Here is an 18,988-nt window from a genome sequence, read left to right as displayed (position 1 = left end):
ATAATTTGTATCTATTACATTTGACTCCATAACTTACTTGCAAGTTTTCTTGATGTATCAAATATTTTTTCTTCATCTATATTAATTAATTCTCTATCCTTCATTATGACTTTTCCATTTATTATAGTTGTAATAACAGATCTTCCTGTAAATCCAAATAGTATATGTCCAAATAAATTACCTGAATTCATAGGTGTTAATGGATTGTAATCTAATATAATTACATCACCATAAGCCCCTTCTTTTAAAATTCCAATTTCCTTTTTAAAGTATTTATTTACAATATTTCTATTATTGTCAAATAACATTTTAAAGGTTTCATTAAATGCAACGCTAGGATTACAGTTATTATGTCTTTGTATTATAGGAAAAACCTTCATTGATTCAAAAAGATCACTTGTATATCCATCTGTTCCCATACCTACATTAATACCTTTATTAATCATTTCTAGAACTGGGGAACATCCAACTGCATTTCCCATATTAGATTCTGGATTATTAACTACACTTGTATTTGTAGCTTTTAAAATATCCATTTCTTTATTATTAATATGAACACAATGAATAGCTAAGGTTTTTTCTCCAAGAATTCCAAAATCATTTAGTCTTTCAACAACTCTTTTACCACTATGTTTTAATGAGTCTTCTAAATCTTTAATACCTTCAGCTACATGTATATGAAATCCTGAATTTAATCCATTCATTTCTTGTACACATTTTTCTAGAGTATTATCGCTTAAAGTAAAGGATGCATGTAATCCAAATAATCCCTTTATCATATCGCTATTATCTTTATTGGCATATTTTATAAAGTTTAGATTTTCACTAATTCCTTCATTTCTTTTCTCTAATCCATCTCTATCTGAAACTTCATAACATAAAGAAGTTCTAATACCAATTTCCTTACTAACTTCACCTATTGTAAACAAACTATTTGTTATACTCATTGGACTAGCATGATGATCAAAGACTGTAGTAACACCATTTTTTATACAATCTATATAAGTTGTATAAGCACTGTATTTAGTTTCTTCAAGACCTAACTTTTTATCTAATTTCCACCATAATCTTTCTAATATTTCATTAAAATTTGTTGCTGGATTTTCCTTATTATCCATACCTCTAGCAAAGGCACTGTAAATATGGTGATGAGTGTTTATGAGTCCTGGCATTATAACTTTGCCTTTAGCATCAATGAATTCATACTCTTTATATTTATCTTTTAAATTATCAAAATCTCCTACTTCTAATATAAAATTATCCTTTAAAACTACAGCTCCATTTTTTATAAATGGCATTTTTTCATTTTGTGTAATAACCATACCATTTCCTATTAGAATCATTAATCTTCCCTCCAATATAATTAGAATTATCAATATTTCTAGCATTTATCATGCCAATTGCTGATTATTCTTCTTATCCCCTTTAATTTTTATTTATTGGATTATTTTTTTCTGAATTAGAAATAATTTTTATCATATCAATAAATTTAATTATCATTTTAAGAAAAATTAAATATTCACCATATTTTAATAACTTTATAAATAAAAAAGGATAATTGTCATATCAATTATCCTTTTCAAATATTAAGTTTCTTAATTCTTTAACATCTCGTAAATAATATTTTGAATTATCTTTCATATAGTTAATTATTTCTGGTATTAAATGTGACCAACCTGCACTAGCAAAATCTACTCCACCTGCATTTGCCATATCTAAACCTGGTTTCAAATCATCAACTACAAGAATATCTTCTTGCTTTAATTTAAATAACCTAATTGTTTCTTCTATAGAATAAGGGCTTGGTTTTCTTTTATCTTCATCAATGTCCCATCCAAATATTTTATCTGGTTCTATTCCACAATTCACTATATAATCTCTTTTTATTCTATGACTTTCTGAATGAGATGAAACACAAACTATTCCTCCATTTTTCTTAAAGTCATTAATTAACTCTTTAAATCCAACATAAAATTCAGGTATATTAGTTTTTGTATAATTAGTCCAAATATTATATTGATATTCTTGTTCCTTATCATTAAAATGTAAAATATTCTTACATAACTCTGAAAAGCCTGGATTAAAACATTTCAAAATGAATTCTTCTAGAGATATATTACTATAATTTGGTCTTAGTACTTTTAATGCTTCTATAAAAGAAGGGTAATGTATATCTGGAGTACTCTTAGCTACTGTATCATCATGATCTAAAATTAAACATTTATATTTCATAAATTAAATTACCTTTCTTAGCTTTTTCTATATAAGGTAGCTAGCCCTATTCCTAATTTCTTAGCTGCTTTAGATTTTCCTTTTGTATCATGTCCATACTTTTCTAAGGCATAATTTATATATTTTTTTTCTAACTCCTCTAAGGTTATTAAATCTCCCTCTAAAATATCATCTAAAGGTTCTTCTTTACTATAATAAAATTCAGTTATATATTCTGGTAAAATACTTGTAGTTATTAAATTATCTTCATCAACTAGATTAATCATAAACTCTACTGAATTTTGCAGTTCTCTTATATTCCCCTTCCAAGGATAGTGCTTTAATTTTTCAATTACATTATCTTCAATATCTATTTTAGGTAAATTATTAATTGTACAATATTTATCTATAAAGTTTAATACTAATGGTTTTATATCTTCTTTTCTTTGAGAAAGATTAGGTATTTCTATAGGAATTACATTTATTCTATAAAATAGGTCTTCTCTAAAGTTTTTCTCCTTAATCATTTCTCTTATATTTTTATTAGTTGCAGATATAACTCTAATATCTAAATTTATCATTTTATTAGAACCAATCTTAGAAAACTTTCTTTCTTGTAGTACTCTAAGTAATTTCACTTGTAATGCTAGTGGCATGTCTCCAATTTCATCTAAAAATATAATACCACCATTAGCTAATTCAAATTTACCAACTCTTCCTGAATTACTAGCTCCACTAAAAGCTCCTTTTGAATACCCAAAAAGTTCACTTTCTAGTAATGGTTCTGGTATAGCAGCACAATTAATAGCAATAAATGGTCTATTTTTTCTATTACTTTGTGAATGTATTGCTCTTGCTATTACTTCTTTTCCTGTACCACTTTCTCCTGTAATAAGAACTGATGAAGTAGAATTTGCTATTTTTAAAATTTTGTCTTTAATATTTTTCATAGCTTCTGATTCTCCAATTATAGAATCTAAAGCCACTTCTCCCCATACATTATTTTGAGTTTCATTATTACATTTGTCTTTGTTACATATTTTGTTCAATACAATTACACTTTTATAGTTATAAGAACTACTATTAATATTTAAAATTTCTCCTATTCCATCAAACTCAATTTCATTATATCTTATTATTATTTTATTTTCTTCTTTTTCTAAATCCACATTTATCTTATTTATATCTTTATTTCCTACATTTAAAGCTTTTCTTACATAATTATTTGCATAGATAACTTCATTATTAGAATTTAAAATAATAATTCCATCACTAATTTTATTTGCAATATTCTCAATAAATCTCTCTTCCATACTATCACCTTTATCCCATAGTATTTATAAACTCAATTTATTATATGTTACCATTTTTGTCTTAATTGTACAAACAAAAAAAAGAGATAGATATTTATATTCTTTAAAACTTAATAAACTCTAAGTTCAAAAATTAAATATCCCTCTCTTTTTATAAGTCTATATACATATAGCTTTAATTATTTTTTATTTTTTCTAAATATATCAATGGAATTAAAGAATACATAGCTGCTGATTTAACTATTTCACTTTTCCAAGTTCTTTCATTTGGTGAATGAGCTTGATCTTCATGACCTGGTCCAAATCCTATACAAGGAATATCATATCGTCCCATTATTGATACTCCGTTTGTAGAAAATATCCATTTATCAACTATAGGAGTTGTTTTAAAAAGTAGTTGATAGGTATCTACTAAGGTTTGACAAACTTCATGACCTTCTGGTATTAACCAAGTTGGGAAAAAGGATGTAGTGTTGTATAAAAGCCCTGTATAAGATTTTTTCCCGTAGTTATACATTTCTACTTTTGCATTAGTGTTTTTTACAGAAGTTAAATTCCTTATCTGCTCTAATGCGGATTCATAAGTTTCCCCAAATGTTAGCCTTCTATCAATTGAAATACTACAACTATCAGGTACAGCACATCTTGATGGTGATGAATAAAAAATTTCTGATACAGTTATTGTTCCCTTACCTAAAAAATCGTTATCAATTATTTTATCATCTAAATCCTTTAATTCATTAAGTATTGGAGCCATTTTAAATATTGCATTTTCTCCTCTTTCTGGAGCAGACCCATGACAACTTATTCCAGAGGTAGTAATTTTAATTTCCATTCTACCTCTATGACCTCTGTTAATATTACATCCTGTAGGTTCTGTAATAATAACAAATTCAGGTTTTATATTATCTTCTTTAATTATATATTCCCAACATAGTCCATCACAGTCTTCTTCTTGAACTGTACATGTAACTAATAATGTATAATCATCTTCTAAATTTAATTCTTTTATTATTCTTCCAGCATAAACCATAGCAGCAATTCCGCCACCTTGATCACTAGTTCCTCTTCCTAATATTATTTCTTCGTCTTCATCCCCTTCATAGGGATTATAATTCCAAAGACTTGGATCACCTATTCCAACTGTATCTACATGCCCATCCATAGCTATTAAGTGGCTTCCCTTACCAATGTAACCTAAAATATTGCCCATTGGATCAATTTCTATGTTATCAAAGCCTACCTTTTCCATTTCTCTTTTTATTCTAATTATTTTAGCTTCTTCATTACAGCTTTCACAGGGTATTGCTATTAGTTCTCTTAAAAAGGTACTCATATCCTCTTTATATTTTTCTGCACATTTTATAACATCTTCAGATATAAATCTATAATCCATCCTTAGACCCCCCACCTTATTTCTAAAGATATATTTCTTTATTATTTAACGCATAGCTATGCTTTTTTATAATTTGCATTTCATTTATTATTTAATAATAAACCTCATATAATCCTCTAGAGTATCAATATCTTGTAAAAAAAGTTCATTATTTAAATCTACATATTTAACTTTATCTTGGTTATCTTTTATTACTTTTCGTCCTCCTACATCTCCCTCTAGAGCTTCTAATTCACTCCTTAAAAGTCTTGGAAAAATAACAGGACTTCCAACTTTATCTTTAACTCTAGGTATTACAATGCTATCTTTAAACTTTAAAGAAAAATCTATTAATTTATTTATAGAGTAACAATCTATAAAAGGCTGGTCTCCACAAAAAAACATAAAATTATTATCTGCATCTGCTTTATCTAATCCAAGTCGTATGGACTGACTTTGCCCAAAATCTGCAAATTCATTTTTTACTACTTCTATTCCTTCTTCTATTCCAAGTTTAATAACACTTTCTTCTCTTGCTACTAATATTAAATTAATTATATTGCATTTTTTAATTTCTCTTATTACCTTTTGGAGAATTACTTCTTCACCAAAGTTCATTAATAATTTATTTTTCCCCATTCTCTTACTAAACCCTGATGCTAAAATAATACCATTCATTTTATCCACACCCTTGTCATTAGATAAGCTATCTATAAATTAAGTTATTTAATTTATAATAATTATCCTTCTTAATTTATATTTTAGAAAATAAATTATCTACAGCTTTCCTAGCTTCAAATACAGTTTTTTCTTCATCTATAGTAATAAGCTTTCCATTTTTAACCACTACTTTTCCTGCAATAATAGTGTAATCTACAGGAGATTTAAAACCAAGTGTTCCTAATATTGATTTTGGATCATATTCTGCTCCTATAAACTCAATTCTATTAGAATTTATCATAAATAAATCTGCTGCCTTTCCTACAGAAAGTTCACCTAAGTCTTTTCTTCCTAGAACTCTAGCACTACCTTTTGTAGCTAGTTTTAAAATATCATATCCAGTTGGTGCCTTATTACTCCAATTTGATCTATGAAGTAAATAACAAACTCTAAGTTCTTCTAAAAGATTTGAGCCATCATTACTAGCACTTCCATCAACAGCTAATCCTACTGGAACATCTAAACTTATCATTTCTGGAATTCTTGCTATACCTGATGATAATTTCATATTAGAAATTGGACAATGTGCTACTCCTGTTTGTGTTTTTGCTAAAACTTTAAGCTCCTCTGTATTAAAATGAATACCATGTGCATACCAAACATCACTACCAACCCAATTAAGAGTATCCATATATTCAAGAGGTCTCATATTAAATCTTTCAAGAGTATATTTTTCTTCATCTCTTGTTTCAGCTAAATGTGTATGAAGTCTTACATTATATTTTCTCGCTAAAGCTGCACTTTCTTTCATAAGTTCAGCTGTAACATTAAATGGCGCACAGGGTGCTAGAGCAACTTGTCTCATTGAAAATTCATTAGCATCATGATATTTTTTTATAACTCTTTCTGAATCATATAAAACTCTATCCATTCTTTGAACTACTGAATCTGGTGGCAATCCACCATCTTTTTTACTTAAGTCCATACTTCCTCGTGAAGCATGAAATCTTATACCAAGCTCTTTAGCTGAATTGAATTGTTCATCGATAAGTGTTTCTTCTGCATTTTGTGGAAATAGGTAATGATGATCAAAACAAGTAGTACAACCATATTTCATTAACTCTCCCATTCCAACTAGAGAACTATATCTTACTGATTCAGAAACTACCCCTTTCCATATTTCATATAATGTAGTTAACCAATCAAAAAGCTCCATATTTTGAACCTGTGGTAAATTTCTAGTAAAGGTTTGAAATAGATGATGATGACTATTTACAAGTCCTGGATATACATTCATATCCTTCCCATCGATTACTTCATTTGCTTCATAAGCATCATTTCCTATATACTTTATAACGCCATCTTCAATATATAAATTCACATTTTCAAATAAATTATCATTTTCATCACAAGTTATTAAAGCTTTAATATTTTTTATAAACAAGCTATTTTTCATAATAACCCCTCCACCTTTAATAAATTAATCATTTACAATGCATATTAATAAATTTATTCTTCTAAAGATTTTTTAGTAGCATTAAATATTTTTTGATATCCTGTACAACGACATAAATGTCCTGATATTTCTCTTTTTATTTCTTCATCACTATATTTCTTACCACTATTTACAAGAGATGTAGTTGTAAGAACTAATCCTGGAGTACAAAATCCACATTGTACAGCACCTTCATCTATATATGCCTTTTGTACTTTAGATAATTCTCCATTTTTCTCTAATCCTTCTACAGTCAAAATTTCTTTTCCATCTGCCCATACAGCCATATATATACATGAATCTATTGGAACTCCATCAACTAATACAGTGCAAGCACCACATTCTCCAACAGAACATCCTCTTTTAACTCCAGTATAATGAAGTCTTTCTCTTAGTACATCTAAAAGTGTTTCTCTTATATCAACTTCTATATTATGTTTTTTCTCATTTATTGTTAATGAAATTTTCTTCATAAATTCATTATTCATTAACTACACCTCCAGCTCTTTTAATTATTTCTATAATTCCTCTTTTAGTTAATTCTTTTATTAAATGCTCTCTGAAATCCTTTGAACCTCTCCAGGAATTTCTTGGCCTTGCATCTAATAAAGCTTTTTCTGATATTTCAATAATATTATTCATATTCACTTCAATACCCTTTGAAAATTCTTCTGCTTTTAAGCATCTTATTGGCGTTGGAGCTGCTACTCCTAAGGAAATTCTTAAATCTTTAAAGTAGTTATTTTCAATGGCTCCTACAACAGAAACTCCTAGCATTGCAATATCCATAGCTTTTCTATTACTAAATTTTATATAATTTCCCTTATAACCTAAATATTCTTTTTTTCTTATTATTATTTTTACTAATATCTCATTTGGAAGTATACTTACTTTTCCTGGTCCTAAATAAAATTCCTTAATAGGTATTATTCTTTCTTCATTTTTTGTTTTAAGTAAAAGTTCTGCATTAAGGGCAAAAAGACTTGTAGCACTATCTGCTGAAACAGCACCATTACATACATTTCCACCTATTGTAGCCACATTCCTTACTTGTGGTCCTCCCATGGAAACTGCTGCTTCTGATAGCACATAAATATTTTCATTTATTACATTGCTTCTAAAAATATCACTAAATGATGCCATTGCTCCAATTTCTATATCTCCTTCATCATTTAGAGTTATTTCCTTTAATTCTTCTATATCTCTAATACTTAATAGTTCAATTCCAGCAAGATCTCCATGATGTAATTTTATTAATACATCTGTTCCACCTGCAATAATCTTTATATTCTCTTTATTATCTAACAGATCTAATGCTTCTTTTAATGTTTTAGGTTGGTAAATATTATTTATATCAAACATTTTTCTTCCTCCTTATATTAAGCCAAGCTCTTTGAATTTTTCAAAAACTGACTGAGGATTCATTGGAATTTTATTAAAAGCAACTCCTGTTGCATCTAGTACAGCATTACGTATTGCTGGAGCTGGAGATATTGTAGTATTTTCACCAAGAGACTTTTGTCCAAATCCTGCTGCTGGTTCAAACTTCTCTATAAAAGCAGAACCTATTGTTGGTGTATCCATTATAGTTTGAAGCTTATAATCTAATAAATTATTATTTAATGGCTTACCAGTCTTTTCATCAAAAAGCATTTGTTCAGAAAGAGCATAACCTAATGACATACTAACACCACCATCTACTTGTCCTTCTGCTAATTTATGATTTAATATTATTCCTGAATCATGTACATTATAAATTTCTAAAACTTCTATTTTCCCTGTTTTCATATCCACTTCAACTTCTGTAAATGTTGCTCCATAAGCAATAGAATTAACTCTAACATTTACTGAAGTATCACTTGTAATAGGTTCATATTTTATTCTGTCGTAATATGATTCCATAGCAACTTCTTCTAATGTGCAAACAGTTCTGCCTAATAATTTTTCAACAACATTACAATTTTCTATGTCTAATGCTTCTTTTTCTAATCCACACTTGTGTCTTGCAAATTCAAGGACCTTGTCTTTTATTTCTAAAGCTGCTTTTCTTACAGCTGCGCCAGATACAAAACTTTGTCTTGATGCATACGATCCTGTATCAAATGGTGTTATATCAGTATCTTGGTTACTTATAACATGTACCATATCTAAAGGAATTCCTAATACCTCTGCCACCATTTGTCCAAATACAGTATCACTGCCTTGTCCTATTTCAGTAGCTCCAATTTGTAATTGAACTGAACCATCTTGATTCATAACTATTCTTGCTCCAGCAGGTTCTAAAGCTACTGGATGAGTTCCAGTAAAATAACTAAAGCATGCCATTCCTAGGCCTCTTCTTTTATCTCCCTTTTGATTTTTATAATTTTTCTTCTTTTCATCCCAATTTATTAACTCTTTTCCTTTTTGTATACATTCAGGAAGTGCAAAAGCTCTTGCAATATTTTTACTAACTGGTTCTATATAACCTTCACTAATTAAATTCTTTAATCTAAACTCTATTGGATCCATATTTAATTTTCTTGCTATATCTTCAACATGACTTTCTATAGCAAAAAACATTTGTGGTGCACCATAGCCTCTCATTGCACCTGCTACTGGTAAATTAGTATAAACTGTTTTTGGTTTGTATTTTATTGAATTAAAATTATATAATGGTCTAAATTTACTACCAGCACTCATAGTAACTGAATGTCCGTGAGATGCATAAGCTCCATTATTAACTAAATTATCTATAGATAATCCAAGTAATTTTCCGTCTTTAGATACTGCAGTTTTAAATTTTAACTTCATAGCATGTCTAGTTCTTGTATCAATAAAACATTCCTCTCTATCTAATGTATATCTAACAGGTTTACCATTTACAGCTAGACTCATAGCCACTGTTAGCGGTTCCAAAACTACATCTTGCTTGTTTCCAAAGCCACCACCAACATATGGCTTAATTACTCTAATTTTTCCCCAAGAAATTCCAAAAGCTTGCCCTACAATTCTTCTTACTATATGCGGTATTTGTGTAGATGAAACTACTACAATTCTTCCTTCACCATCAACATAGGAATATGCACTATGATTTTCCATTTGGCAATGTTGTACTATGCTAGTTTCGAAGGTATCTTCAAAAATTTCATAAGCATTCTTAAAGTCTTCATCAACATTTCCAGACTCTGATCCCATTTCACTTAATACATTATTTGGTCTTTCATCATGTATTATTGGTGCTCCATCTTTAATTGCATCTTCTGATTTTAAGATATGTGGTAAAACCTCATATTCTACTTTTATAAGATTTAGTGCTCTTTCTGCTATTACTTCATTAGTTGCTACAACTGCTGCTATAGCATCTCCTACAAATCTTGCTTTATCAGTTAATATAAGTCTATCTTCAATATCTCTATGACTAACCTCTAAAGACCATGGATGACCTGCTGTGGCAAATTTTATTTTAGGGAGCTCTTTATGAGTTATTATTGCCTCTACTCCTTCTAATTTACTTGCTTCGCTAAAATCTATATCGATTATTTTTGCATGGGCATAAGGACTTCTTAAAACCTTACCAACAAGCATGTCCCTCTCGAAAAAATCATCAACATATTTTGCTTTCCCTGTAACTTTAGCAACTGCATCAATCCTATTTATATTGCTGCCTATTACTTTATAAGTCATTTTACACCTCCAAAAAAATTTTAATTCCCTTTTATATTTAATATTTATATTGTAATATCCTATAATATCATTTATATTACATGGATATTTTATATGCATAAATTATAAATAAATGCTTTGTCTTTTATTTTAAAAGCTTATATTCATCAATTTTTCTATATAAAGTAGCTATTCCTATTCCTAATTTTTTTGCTATTAATTTTTTATCTTCTGTTGTTGTTCCATATAGCTCTAATGCTTTTTTTATTTCTATTTCTTCTAATTCCTTAAGAGGAATTATTTCTTTTCTATCTAAAGCACTATCTATTCTATCCCTTGATAAAATATTTTTAGGTATAACTTCTTTATCTATTATCCCATCTGTACCTATCATATTAACTATAAATTCTATTGTATTTTCCAATTCTCTAACATTCCCAGGCCAGGAGTATCTATAAAAAGCTTTCTTTACATCCTCTGTTATTACTATATTTTCAAAGCTTTTGTCTAATAAATTAGTATATTTATCTATAAAAAATTCTATTAGTAATTCAATATCTTCTATCCTATCCCTTAAAGGAGGTATAACAAAAGGTATTACATTTAATCTATAATACAAATCTTCTCTAAATTTATTTTCTCTTATTAATTCACTTAAGTTTTTATTGGTAGCTGCAATAACTCTAACATCTATATCAATTTCTTTATTTGATCCAACTCTAGTTATTTTTCTTTCTTGTAATACTCTTAGTAATTTTGTTTGTAAATAAATTGGCATATCACCGATTTCATCTAAAAAGATTGTCCCCTTATTTGCAAGTTCAAATTTTCCTATCTTACCCATAGGATCAGCTCCTGTAAAGGCACCTTTAACATATCCAAATAATTCACTTTCTAGTAATGTATCTGGTATAGCACCACAATTTATGGCAACAAAAGCCTTAGATTTCCTGTTTCCTTCATTATGTATTGCTCTTGCAAATACTTCTTTACCTGTACCACTTTCACCAGTTACTAATACTGTAGATGTAGATAAGGCTATTCTTTTTACTTTTCTTTTTAAATCTTGCATTATAAGAGTTTGTCCTAGAATATTCTCAGTTTTAATTGTATTTTTTATATTAGTATATTCTGAAATATTATCTCTAAAGCCTTTATAGTCTCTAAATACAAATATTTTATCAAACTGATTATCATTTAAACCCATAGGAAATATGTTTCCTATAAACTGATAGCTTTGATTTCCAATGGATACCTTATATATTTCCATTTGAAATAAACTATCTCCAGTACTTTCAATAGTTACCTTTGAAGCAAAAAAATTATCTACATGCTTAATTAATTCAACACCTTTTGAATTAATATGAGTTACTTTATCATTTTTATTTAAGACCATTACTCCTTGATCCATTTTATCGATAATTAAATTTAAAGATTTTAAAACTACATCTTCTCTTTTTCTTTGCAGATTTTCATAAGCAGCTGTACTTATAAATTCAGCTATTTGCTCCATAAAAGCTTTATAATTATCAAATTTTTCAAGTATTTGTTCTTTTTGCTCTTCATTAAAACAAACAAGTCCTAAAACTCCTATTATTTTACCCTGAAGTTTTATAGGAGTACTCATTTCAAATAACTCTTCGCATTTACCTCTTTTTATACAATTTCTACATATGCTATCTTTTCCTGGCTCTGTTATAGCCTTGAATTCTCCACTTTTTAATACTTCTCTATAAGCATAACCTTGTTTTGATATGTCTTTATCAATTCTATTTTTATATGCACCTGTTGCAGCTATTCTAATTAAATTTTCATCAACTACTTCAACGTCAACACTTAATATTTTTTCAACTATATTTATATATCTCATTACAGCACTTTGAATCTCTTTTAATATGGATGACATATCTAAACACCTCTTTTTGTTTTCTAGCCTTAATTTACTTATATATTTATAGCAATTTATATGCCACTTTATTCATATAAATAATAGAGATGTATAATTTAAAATTAAAGAAAAAACTCCTAAAGGAGCTTTTACATTTTATATTGATTTAATATTTTTATTAAATAATTTTTATAACATAAAAATTATTATGGAGCTGTTAAATAAGCTCCATAATCTTTAATATATTATCCTTCTATTTTACTTCTTTCAATTTCTTCATCTTCAATACTTTGTTTTGGTAATATTGAATTTAGTAGTATAACTGCTATAGTAGTTATTACAACTGGTGAACTTCCAAAAACCATACCTACTCCACTTGGAAAAGCATCCAAGACACCTGGGACTTGTGTTACTCCCATTCCTAAAGCAACAGAAAGACCTACAATAGTAACATTTCTACTTGATAATTCATCTTTAATTATTATTTTAATTCCAGTCATTGTAATCATTGCAAAAACTATAATATTAGCTCCACCTAAAACACTTTGTGGTATAGTTGTAATTAATGCTCCAAATTTCGGAATAAATCCTGCAATTAACATAAATACAGCTGCTAACATTACAATAAATTTACTAATAACTTTTGTCATTGCTACTATTCCAACATTTTGACTATAAGTTGCTGTTGGAAGACCTCCAAATATTACTCCTAAGGAACTAGCTATTCCACTTGCTATTATTCCTCCAGATATTTCAGTATCCTTTGCATCTCTACTTAAACCACCTTCAGTTATAGCTGAAAGATCCCCTACAGCTTCTACAGAATTAACAATATATATTACGCTAATTGCTATTATAGCTGCAGGTTCAAATTTAATACCAAAAGGCATTATAGTTGGAACTTGAGCCCATGAGGCCTCTATAACAGGAGTAAAATCAATTCTTCCTAAAAATAATACAAAGATATATCCTACTATTATTCCAACTAAAATAGATGCTAATTTAAAATATCCCTTTGTAAAATGGTTGCAAAATAATACAACAATCAAAGTAATCATTGCTATCATCCAATTTATAGGTGATCCAAAATCAATTGCGCTAGAGCCACCTGCCATATATGTTACTGCTGTTGGATATAAGGATAATCCTATTGAAAATACAACAGTTCCTGCAACTAATGGTGGAAATAGTTTTCTCATTGGCTTTAAAAAAGCACCAAATATTATAGCTACTAGTCCACCTATTAATTGTGCACCAAAAATAGCTTCAATACCATAATTTAATCCTATAGCAACTAAAGTTGGTACATAAGTAAAACTTACACCAATTACCATTGGTAATCCTGATCCTATTCTCCACAAAGGATATAACTGCATTAATGTAGCTATTCCAGCTATCAAAAATGAAGATTGCACTAAAAGAGTTGTATCACTTGTTCCAAGACCTGTTGTTCCTGCAACGATTAAAGCTGGTGTAACGTTTCCAACTATCATAGTAAGTAAATGTTGTAGTGATAATGGTATTGCTTTTTCTAATGATGGAACTCCATCTAAATCAAAAACTGAAGTACTTCTATCTTCTCTCTTTCCTACTTGTATCATAGTAATATATTCCCCCTCATGTAAATTAATTTAATTCAATACATCACTCGAGAATCTATGATAATTATCAATATACTTTTCTCATTTTGATAATGATCTTATTCTTATTTCATTAGTAATTTTTATAGTATATTTTTCTTTTAACTTTCTATTTTGCTTCTTTCATTATCTTCATCTTCAATAGTTTGTTTTGGTAATATTAAATTTAATAATATTACTGTTATAGTTGTTATTACAACTGGAGAGCTTCCAAATACCATATTAACAGAGCTTGGGAAAGCATCTAAAGCTCCTGGAACTTGAGTTATACCCATTCCTAATGCAACAGAAAGACCAACAACACTTATATTTCTACTAGATAGTTCATCCTTTATAATTACTTTTATTCCAGTCATAGTAATCATTGCAAAAACTATTATTGTGGCTCCTCCTAAAACACTTTGCGGTATAGTAGTAATTAAAGCTCCAAACTTTGGAATAAAGCCTGCTATTAACATAAAGACAGCTGCAAGCATTATTATATATTTGCTTACAACTTTAGTCATAGCAACTATTCCTACATTTTGACTATAGGTTGCTGTAGGTAGCCCTCCAATGAATGCACCTAAAATACTTGATACCCCATTTGCCATTATTCCTCCTGATAATTCATTATCATATGGTTCTCTACCTAAACCACCTTCTGTAGTAGCTGAATAATCTCCTACAGCTTGAACAGAATTAACAATATAAATAATAACCATTGATATAATTGCTGATAGTTCAAACCTCATTCCATAATGAAGTGGTGTTGGTACTTGTATCCATCCTGCTGATGAAATTGCAGTAAAGTCTACTTTTCCTATAACAATAGAAAATATATATCCTACAATTATCCCTACTAATATAGAAGCTAACTTTACATATCCCTTTGTAAAATGATTGCAGAATAAAACTACTATTAAAGTAACCATTGCTATTATCCAATTAGTAGGTGATCCAAAGTCACTTGAAGCTACTCCCCCTGCCATATATTTTATAGCAGTTGGGTATAAAGATAAGCCAATTGTAAAAACAACTGTTCCGGCAACTAATGGTGGAAATAGTTTCCTTAGTGGTTTAATAAAGGCACCAACTATTATTGCTGCAATACCTCCAATTAATTGAGCTCCAAAAATGGCCTCTATTCCGTAAGCTGATCCTATTGCTGTTAAGGTTGGTACATAAGCAAAGCTTATTCCCATAACTACCGGTAATCCTGATCCTAATTTCCATATAGGATACAACTGCATTAATGTAGCAATACCAGCCATAAATAAAGAGCATTGAACTAATAAAGTTTTGTCGCTTAAGTCCATTCCTGTAATACCAGCAACTATAATGGCAGGTGTAACATTTCCAACTATCATAGCAAGTAAATGCTGAAGAGATAATGGCATAGCTTTTTTTAAACTTGGTATACCGTTTACATGAAATATGGAAGTGCTCCTACTGTTTTTCTTTTTCATCTCTACCATAAAAATAAATTCCTCCTCATGTAATATATAATTTTATTAATACATAATTCTACAATTATGCCATTATCAAATTGAAAAGCTTTTCTCAAATTGATAACAATACTATTTTTGATACATAATAATATTAATTTTTTCACATAGCTATATGTTTTTATTTTATTAAACTAAAAAGCCTTTAATGTTTCATTTATTATCTAAGCAATAAATGTGCCAAAACATCAAAGACTTTTTTTATATATATTTCTTCATTATTTAAGTTAATTATAATTAAAATAATCTTAAAATGATAAATAATACTATTCTAATTGCCTAAAAAGCTATTAATTCTTTATTTGTATCATATTAATAAAAATTATCATTTTGATATTAAAATAACTATATTAACTTATTGTTTTTTTATTTTTTTGTTTATCTTCAAAATAAGATATTAGGATTGATAATAACATAAGAAAAATCCCTATAAATAGTATAGGTCTATTGTCATTAACAGGACATACTCCTGAAGGTAATACTTGCCTAATAATATATATTTTATATAACCCATATATAAATGTACATATAGCAGCAATAAAAATAATATTAGAAAAACTAATTAACTTTTTCATTTGGTTATCCTTTCGTTTTATTATTTAGAAACATAATATCATAAAATAATAATTATTAATACTATTTTTCATATAATTCATTATAAACTCTTAAAACCTCACCTACTCCCCAGGCTTGTGAATAACAGCCTCTGCTAGTAGCTGGAAAATCCCCATCAAATATTTCTGCTATTCCGTTAATGCATCCATCCCTCATATGATCTTCAAATACAGAAAGCATTTTCCTTCCTCTAGTTTTTGATGCTTCATTATAGTTATTTACCTTTAAATAAGATGTAATGAAGGGTCCTATTAAAAAGCTCCAAGTTGTTCCCATATGATATGCTAAATCTCTATTTATAAGCTTTCCAATATACTTACCTTTGTATTCTTTATCCATAAATGATAATGATCTTAATCCATAGGTAGAATATAAGTGCTTATAAACTGTATTAACTATAAGCTTTTCTTTTTCTCTTGGCAATATAGAAAAAGGTAAAGATACAGCCCATATTTGATTTGGTCTAATTTTATCATCCTTCTCATCAATAACGTCATATAAACAATTTTTTTCATTATTCCAAAACTTTTTTTCAAAGTTTATTTTAACTTTTTCTTTTAATTTGTTATATCCTAAATCCTCTTTATTAAATTTAATTCTTAATTTATCAATTATACATAGTGCATTATACCAAAGGGCATTTATTTCAACTGGCTTTCCATGCCTTGGTGTTACTACTAAATCTCCAACTCTTACATCCATCCAAGTTACTTGATCAAATCCAGATCCTGCAAATATAAGTCCATCTTCATCCATGCCTATAGAAAATAATGTTTTAGTTGAATAAGCTTTAAATATTTCAACTAATTTATCATATATATTTTCCTCTATAAACCTATAATCTTCCTCTTCTCCTGTATACTTTAAATACTTATAAACAGCTTGAAAATACCAAAGGGATGCATCTACAGTATTATATAATGGTTCTGTATTTTCATCTGGAAATAAATTAGGGACTAGTCCATTTCTTATATACTTTGCAAAGGATGCTAATATTTCTCTAGCTTCCTCATATCTCTTTGTACATAACACTAAGCCTTCAAAGGCTATCATTGTATCCCTTCCCCAATCAGTAAACCAGGGATACCCAGCTAATATTGTTTTAAGGCCAGTACTATTTCTATTTACAATAAAATGATCTGCAGCCTTAACTAAATTACATCCAAAATTATCCTTATATCCTGCTTGTAAAATTAATTTATTTACTCTATCCTTATATTCTTTCTCTATTTGAAAGCCATCCTTATTTATTTCTTTTTCTATTGAACATATAATATACATTCTTTTAGTTTCCATAGCCTTTATACTTATATTTAATTCATATGGAGTATAATGATTATCTAAGCCTAAAAATCCAGTTCTATTTTCAATATTATAATAATTATTTTCTTCATATAAATAATTAGGAGTACTTATGTTCATAGGAATTAATCTTCTGTTATAAAATTCACCTTCTGAAGCTTCAAAAATAATTTGTATATTTTTATTTTCCTCTGGTATTAACATTAACTTATTATCTACTAGCTCTTCAGTAAATTTTAGTCTAGATTTTTCTATTGCTTCTCCTGATAATCTATAATTAAATACAGGTACTATCTTAAAATTAATATCCTCTATACCATTCTCTATTTCATAGCAAACAGCTACTGTATTATGACCATAATCCATAGATATAGTCTTTTTAACATTTACATCTTCAACTCTATAGCAGTATTCTGGAATAGAATCAAAAGTAAATCTTTCTAAATATTTGTGGCCATTCTTTGAAGTATTTATGTAATTTTGAGAAGTTAAATCATAATTTCTATTATTTATACTTATTTCCTCTTGAGTTCTTGTAAGAATTAAATATCTATTAACAGGTGGATTTAAGGCTGCTACTAAATATCCATGATGAAGTATTGCGCTCCCACCAGCAACTGTTGAATTAGAAAACCCTCCTATTCCATTTCCAATAAGAAAACTTAATTCATTACCTTCATCTATTGTTTTAAAGTTACTTCTACCATAATTATAAATTTTATCCATATCACTCTCTCCCTTTTCTCATATATAATAGATTAATTATACAATGGATTATTTATTATTTTAATTGTATAAAATCACAAAAATTAGTATCACCATTTATTTTTTTCTCATATACTATATTAGCTATTAGCTTTTTAGCTAATCCATATAAATTCATCTCCTTCATTAATTATAAAAAAGAATCAAAGTATTTACTTTGATTCTTTTTTATAGTATAGATTCAAATTTGATATTTACTTTTTTAAATGCTACTTCCTTAGTTAATTCTAAGGTTTTAGGGTCAATTTTAATCTTAAATATATTAGGACACTTTTCTTGTCTCCATAATTTCATAAACTTAGGTGTAGCAGTTAAACTAGAATAGTATTTTTCTTCAAACTCATCATAAAACTCTAAAAATTCTAATTTACTATATCTATCTATAGCTAAATTTTCTCTTCCTATATTATTTACTATTGGAACTAAAAACCTTAAAGGAATTTCATAATTGAAATTGCCTTTTATAGCTTTTCCCTCCATTAAGGCCCTTTTTAAAAACTTATATTTATTTAATTCATTATCTTTAATATTAATCTTAAAAGTTATATTATCATTTTTTTCTTTTTGTAGTTTAATTTTAATCATTAGTTCA

Annotated in this window: 15 protein-coding genes; all 15 read right to left on the bottom strand. The window is 28.1% G+C overall.

The genetic code is table 11. The features are described from left to right. Window positions 1–14: 14 nt before the first annotated feature. Window positions 15–1,343, bottom strand: a complete 1,329-nt coding sequence (ssnA, locus tag ACFYH6_RS08705; RefSeq protein WP_416179456.1) for a putative aminohydrolase SsnA — start codon at window positions 1,341–1,343, stop codon at window positions 15–17. Between the two features lie 223 nt (window positions 1,344–1,566). After that, window positions 1,567–2,232, bottom strand: a complete 666-nt coding sequence (locus ACFYH6_RS08700) for an HAD family hydrolase (protein ID WP_316343157.1) — start codon at window positions 2,230–2,232, stop codon at window positions 1,567–1,569. A 17-nt stretch (window positions 2,233–2,249) separates the two neighbouring features. Beyond that, window positions 2,250–3,524, bottom strand: a complete 1,275-nt coding sequence (locus ACFYH6_RS08695; RefSeq protein ID WP_316343156.1) for a sigma-54 interaction domain-containing protein — start codon at window positions 3,522–3,524, stop codon at window positions 2,250–2,252. A 175-nt stretch (window positions 3,525–3,699) separates the two neighbouring features. Beyond that, the gene (locus ACFYH6_RS08690; RefSeq protein ID WP_416179457.1) at window positions 3,700–4,920 is read right to left on the bottom strand and encodes a YgeY family selenium metabolism-linked hydrolase; all 1,221 of its coding nucleotides are present in this window, start codon (window positions 4,918–4,920) and stop codon (window positions 3,700–3,702) included. 87 nt (window positions 4,921–5,007) lie between these two features. Next, on the bottom strand, window positions 5,008–5,577 hold the full coding sequence (locus tag ACFYH6_RS08685; protein WP_416179458.1) for an NTP transferase domain-containing protein: 570 nt from the start codon (window positions 5,575–5,577) through the stop codon (window positions 5,008–5,010). 76 nt (window positions 5,578–5,653) lie between these two features. Then, entirely contained in the window at window positions 5,654–7,015 is a 1,362-nt protein-coding gene (locus ACFYH6_RS08680) for an 8-oxoguanine deaminase (RefSeq protein ID WP_416179459.1), read from the bottom strand. A 53-nt stretch (window positions 7,016–7,068) separates the two neighbouring features. Then, the gene (xdhC, locus tag ACFYH6_RS08675; protein ID WP_416179460.1) at window positions 7,069–7,542 is read right to left on the bottom strand and encodes a xanthine dehydrogenase subunit XdhC; all 474 of its coding nucleotides are present in this window, start codon (window positions 7,540–7,542) and stop codon (window positions 7,069–7,071) included. Next, window positions 7,535–8,416 (bottom strand): xanthine dehydrogenase FAD-binding subunit XdhB, encoded by an 882-nt coding sequence (gene xdhB, locus ACFYH6_RS08670; protein ID WP_416179461.1) that lies wholly within the window; start codon window positions 8,414–8,416, stop codon window positions 7,535–7,537. The genes xdhC and xdhB overlap by 8 nt, the downstream gene beginning before the upstream one ends. 12 nt (window positions 8,417–8,428) lie before the next feature. Further along, complete coding sequence (xdhA, locus tag ACFYH6_RS08665) at window positions 8,429–10,720, bottom strand: xanthine dehydrogenase molybdenum-binding subunit XdhA (protein ID WP_416179462.1); 2,292 nt, start codon at window positions 10,718–10,720, stop codon at window positions 8,429–8,431. Between the two features lie 124 nt (window positions 10,721–10,844). After that, window positions 10,845–12,605 (bottom strand): sigma-54 interaction domain-containing protein, encoded by a 1,761-nt coding sequence (locus tag ACFYH6_RS08660; RefSeq protein ID WP_316343149.1) that lies wholly within the window; start codon window positions 12,603–12,605, stop codon window positions 10,845–10,847. 227 nt (window positions 12,606–12,832) lie between these two features. Continuing rightward, window positions 12,833–14,188, bottom strand: a complete 1,356-nt coding sequence (locus ACFYH6_RS08655) for a nucleobase:cation symporter-2 family protein (protein WP_316343148.1) — start codon at window positions 14,186–14,188, stop codon at window positions 12,833–12,835. A 140-nt stretch (window positions 14,189–14,328) separates the two neighbouring features. Beyond that, window positions 14,329–15,684: a nucleobase:cation symporter-2 family protein gene (locus ACFYH6_RS08650; RefSeq protein WP_316343147.1), complete on the bottom strand. Its 1,356-nt coding sequence runs from the start codon at window positions 15,682–15,684 to the stop codon at window positions 14,329–14,331. A 380-nt stretch (window positions 15,685–16,064) separates the two neighbouring features. Further along, window positions 16,065–16,289: a hypothetical protein gene (locus ACFYH6_RS08645; RefSeq protein ID WP_316343146.1), complete on the bottom strand. Its 225-nt coding sequence runs from the start codon at window positions 16,287–16,289 to the stop codon at window positions 16,065–16,067. Between the two features lie 61 nt (window positions 16,290–16,350). Then, complete coding sequence (locus ACFYH6_RS08640; protein WP_416179463.1) at window positions 16,351–18,357, bottom strand: amylo-alpha-1,6-glucosidase; 2,007 nt, start codon at window positions 18,355–18,357, stop codon at window positions 16,351–16,353. Between the two features lie 207 nt (window positions 18,358–18,564). Continuing rightward, window positions 18,565–18,981, bottom strand: coding sequence for a hypothetical protein (locus ACFYH6_RS08635; RefSeq protein ID WP_316343144.1), 417 nt, complete (start codon window positions 18,979–18,981; stop codon window positions 18,565–18,567). Window positions 18,982–18,988 lie beyond the last annotated feature (7 nt).

This window comes from Clostridium sp. HCS.1 (assembly GCF_047900555.1).
Classification (GTDB): domain Bacteria; phylum Bacillota; class Clostridia; order Clostridiales; family Clostridiaceae; genus Clostridium.
Note: the sequence above shows the minus strand (reverse complement) of the source record. Positions and strands in the feature narration are given on the sequence as shown.

Bases quoted from the DNA above. Each gene is read 5' to 3' on its own strand.
- ssnA (WP_416179456.1), bottom strand. From the start codon at position 1,343: ATGATTCTAATAGGAAATGGTATGGTTATTACACAAAATGAAAAAATG.
- ACFYH6_RS08700 (WP_316343157.1), bottom strand. From the start codon at position 2,232: ATGAAATATAAATGTTTAATTTTAGATCATGATGATACAGTAGCTAAG.
- ACFYH6_RS08695 (WP_316343156.1), bottom strand. From the start codon at position 3,524: ATGGAAGAGAGATTTATTGAGAATATTGCAAATAAAATTAGTGATGGA.
- ACFYH6_RS08690 (WP_416179457.1), bottom strand. From the start codon at position 4,920: ATGGATTATAGATTTATATCTGAAGATGTTATAAAATGTGCAGAAAAA.
- ACFYH6_RS08685 (WP_416179458.1), bottom strand. From the start codon at position 5,577: ATGAATGGTATTATTTTAGCATCAGGGTTTAGTAAGAGAATGGGGAAA.
- ACFYH6_RS08680 (WP_416179459.1), bottom strand. From the start codon at position 7,015: ATGAAAAATAGCTTGTTTATAAAAAATATTAAAGCTTTAATAACTTGT.
- xdhC (WP_416179460.1), bottom strand. From the start codon at position 7,542: ATGAATAATGAATTTATGAAGAAAATTTCATTAACAATAAATGAGAAA.
- xdhB (WP_416179461.1), bottom strand. From the start codon at position 8,416: ATGTTTGATATAAATAATATTTACCAACCTAAAACATTAAAAGAAGCA.
- xdhA (WP_416179462.1), bottom strand. From the start codon at position 10,720: ATGACTTATAAAGTAATAGGCAGCAATATAAATAGGATTGATGCAGTT.
- ACFYH6_RS08660 (WP_316343149.1), bottom strand. From the start codon at position 12,605: ATGTCATCCATATTAAAAGAGATTCAAAGTGCTGTAATGAGATATATA.
- ACFYH6_RS08655 (WP_316343148.1), bottom strand. From the start codon at position 14,188: ATGATACAAGTAGGAAAGAGAGAAGATAGAAGTACTTCAGTTTTTGAT.
- ACFYH6_RS08650 (WP_316343147.1), bottom strand. From the start codon at position 15,684: ATGGTAGAGATGAAAAAGAAAAACAGTAGGAGCACTTCCATATTTCAT.
- ACFYH6_RS08645 (WP_316343146.1), bottom strand. From the start codon at position 16,289: ATGAAAAAGTTAATTAGTTTTTCTAATATTATTTTTATTGCTGCTATA.
- ACFYH6_RS08640 (WP_416179463.1), bottom strand. From the start codon at position 18,357: ATGGATAAAATTTATAATTATGGTAGAAGTAACTTTAAAACAATAGAT.
- ACFYH6_RS08635 (WP_316343144.1), bottom strand. From the start codon at position 18,981: ATGATTAAAATTAAACTACAAAAAGAAAAAAATGATAATATAACTTTT.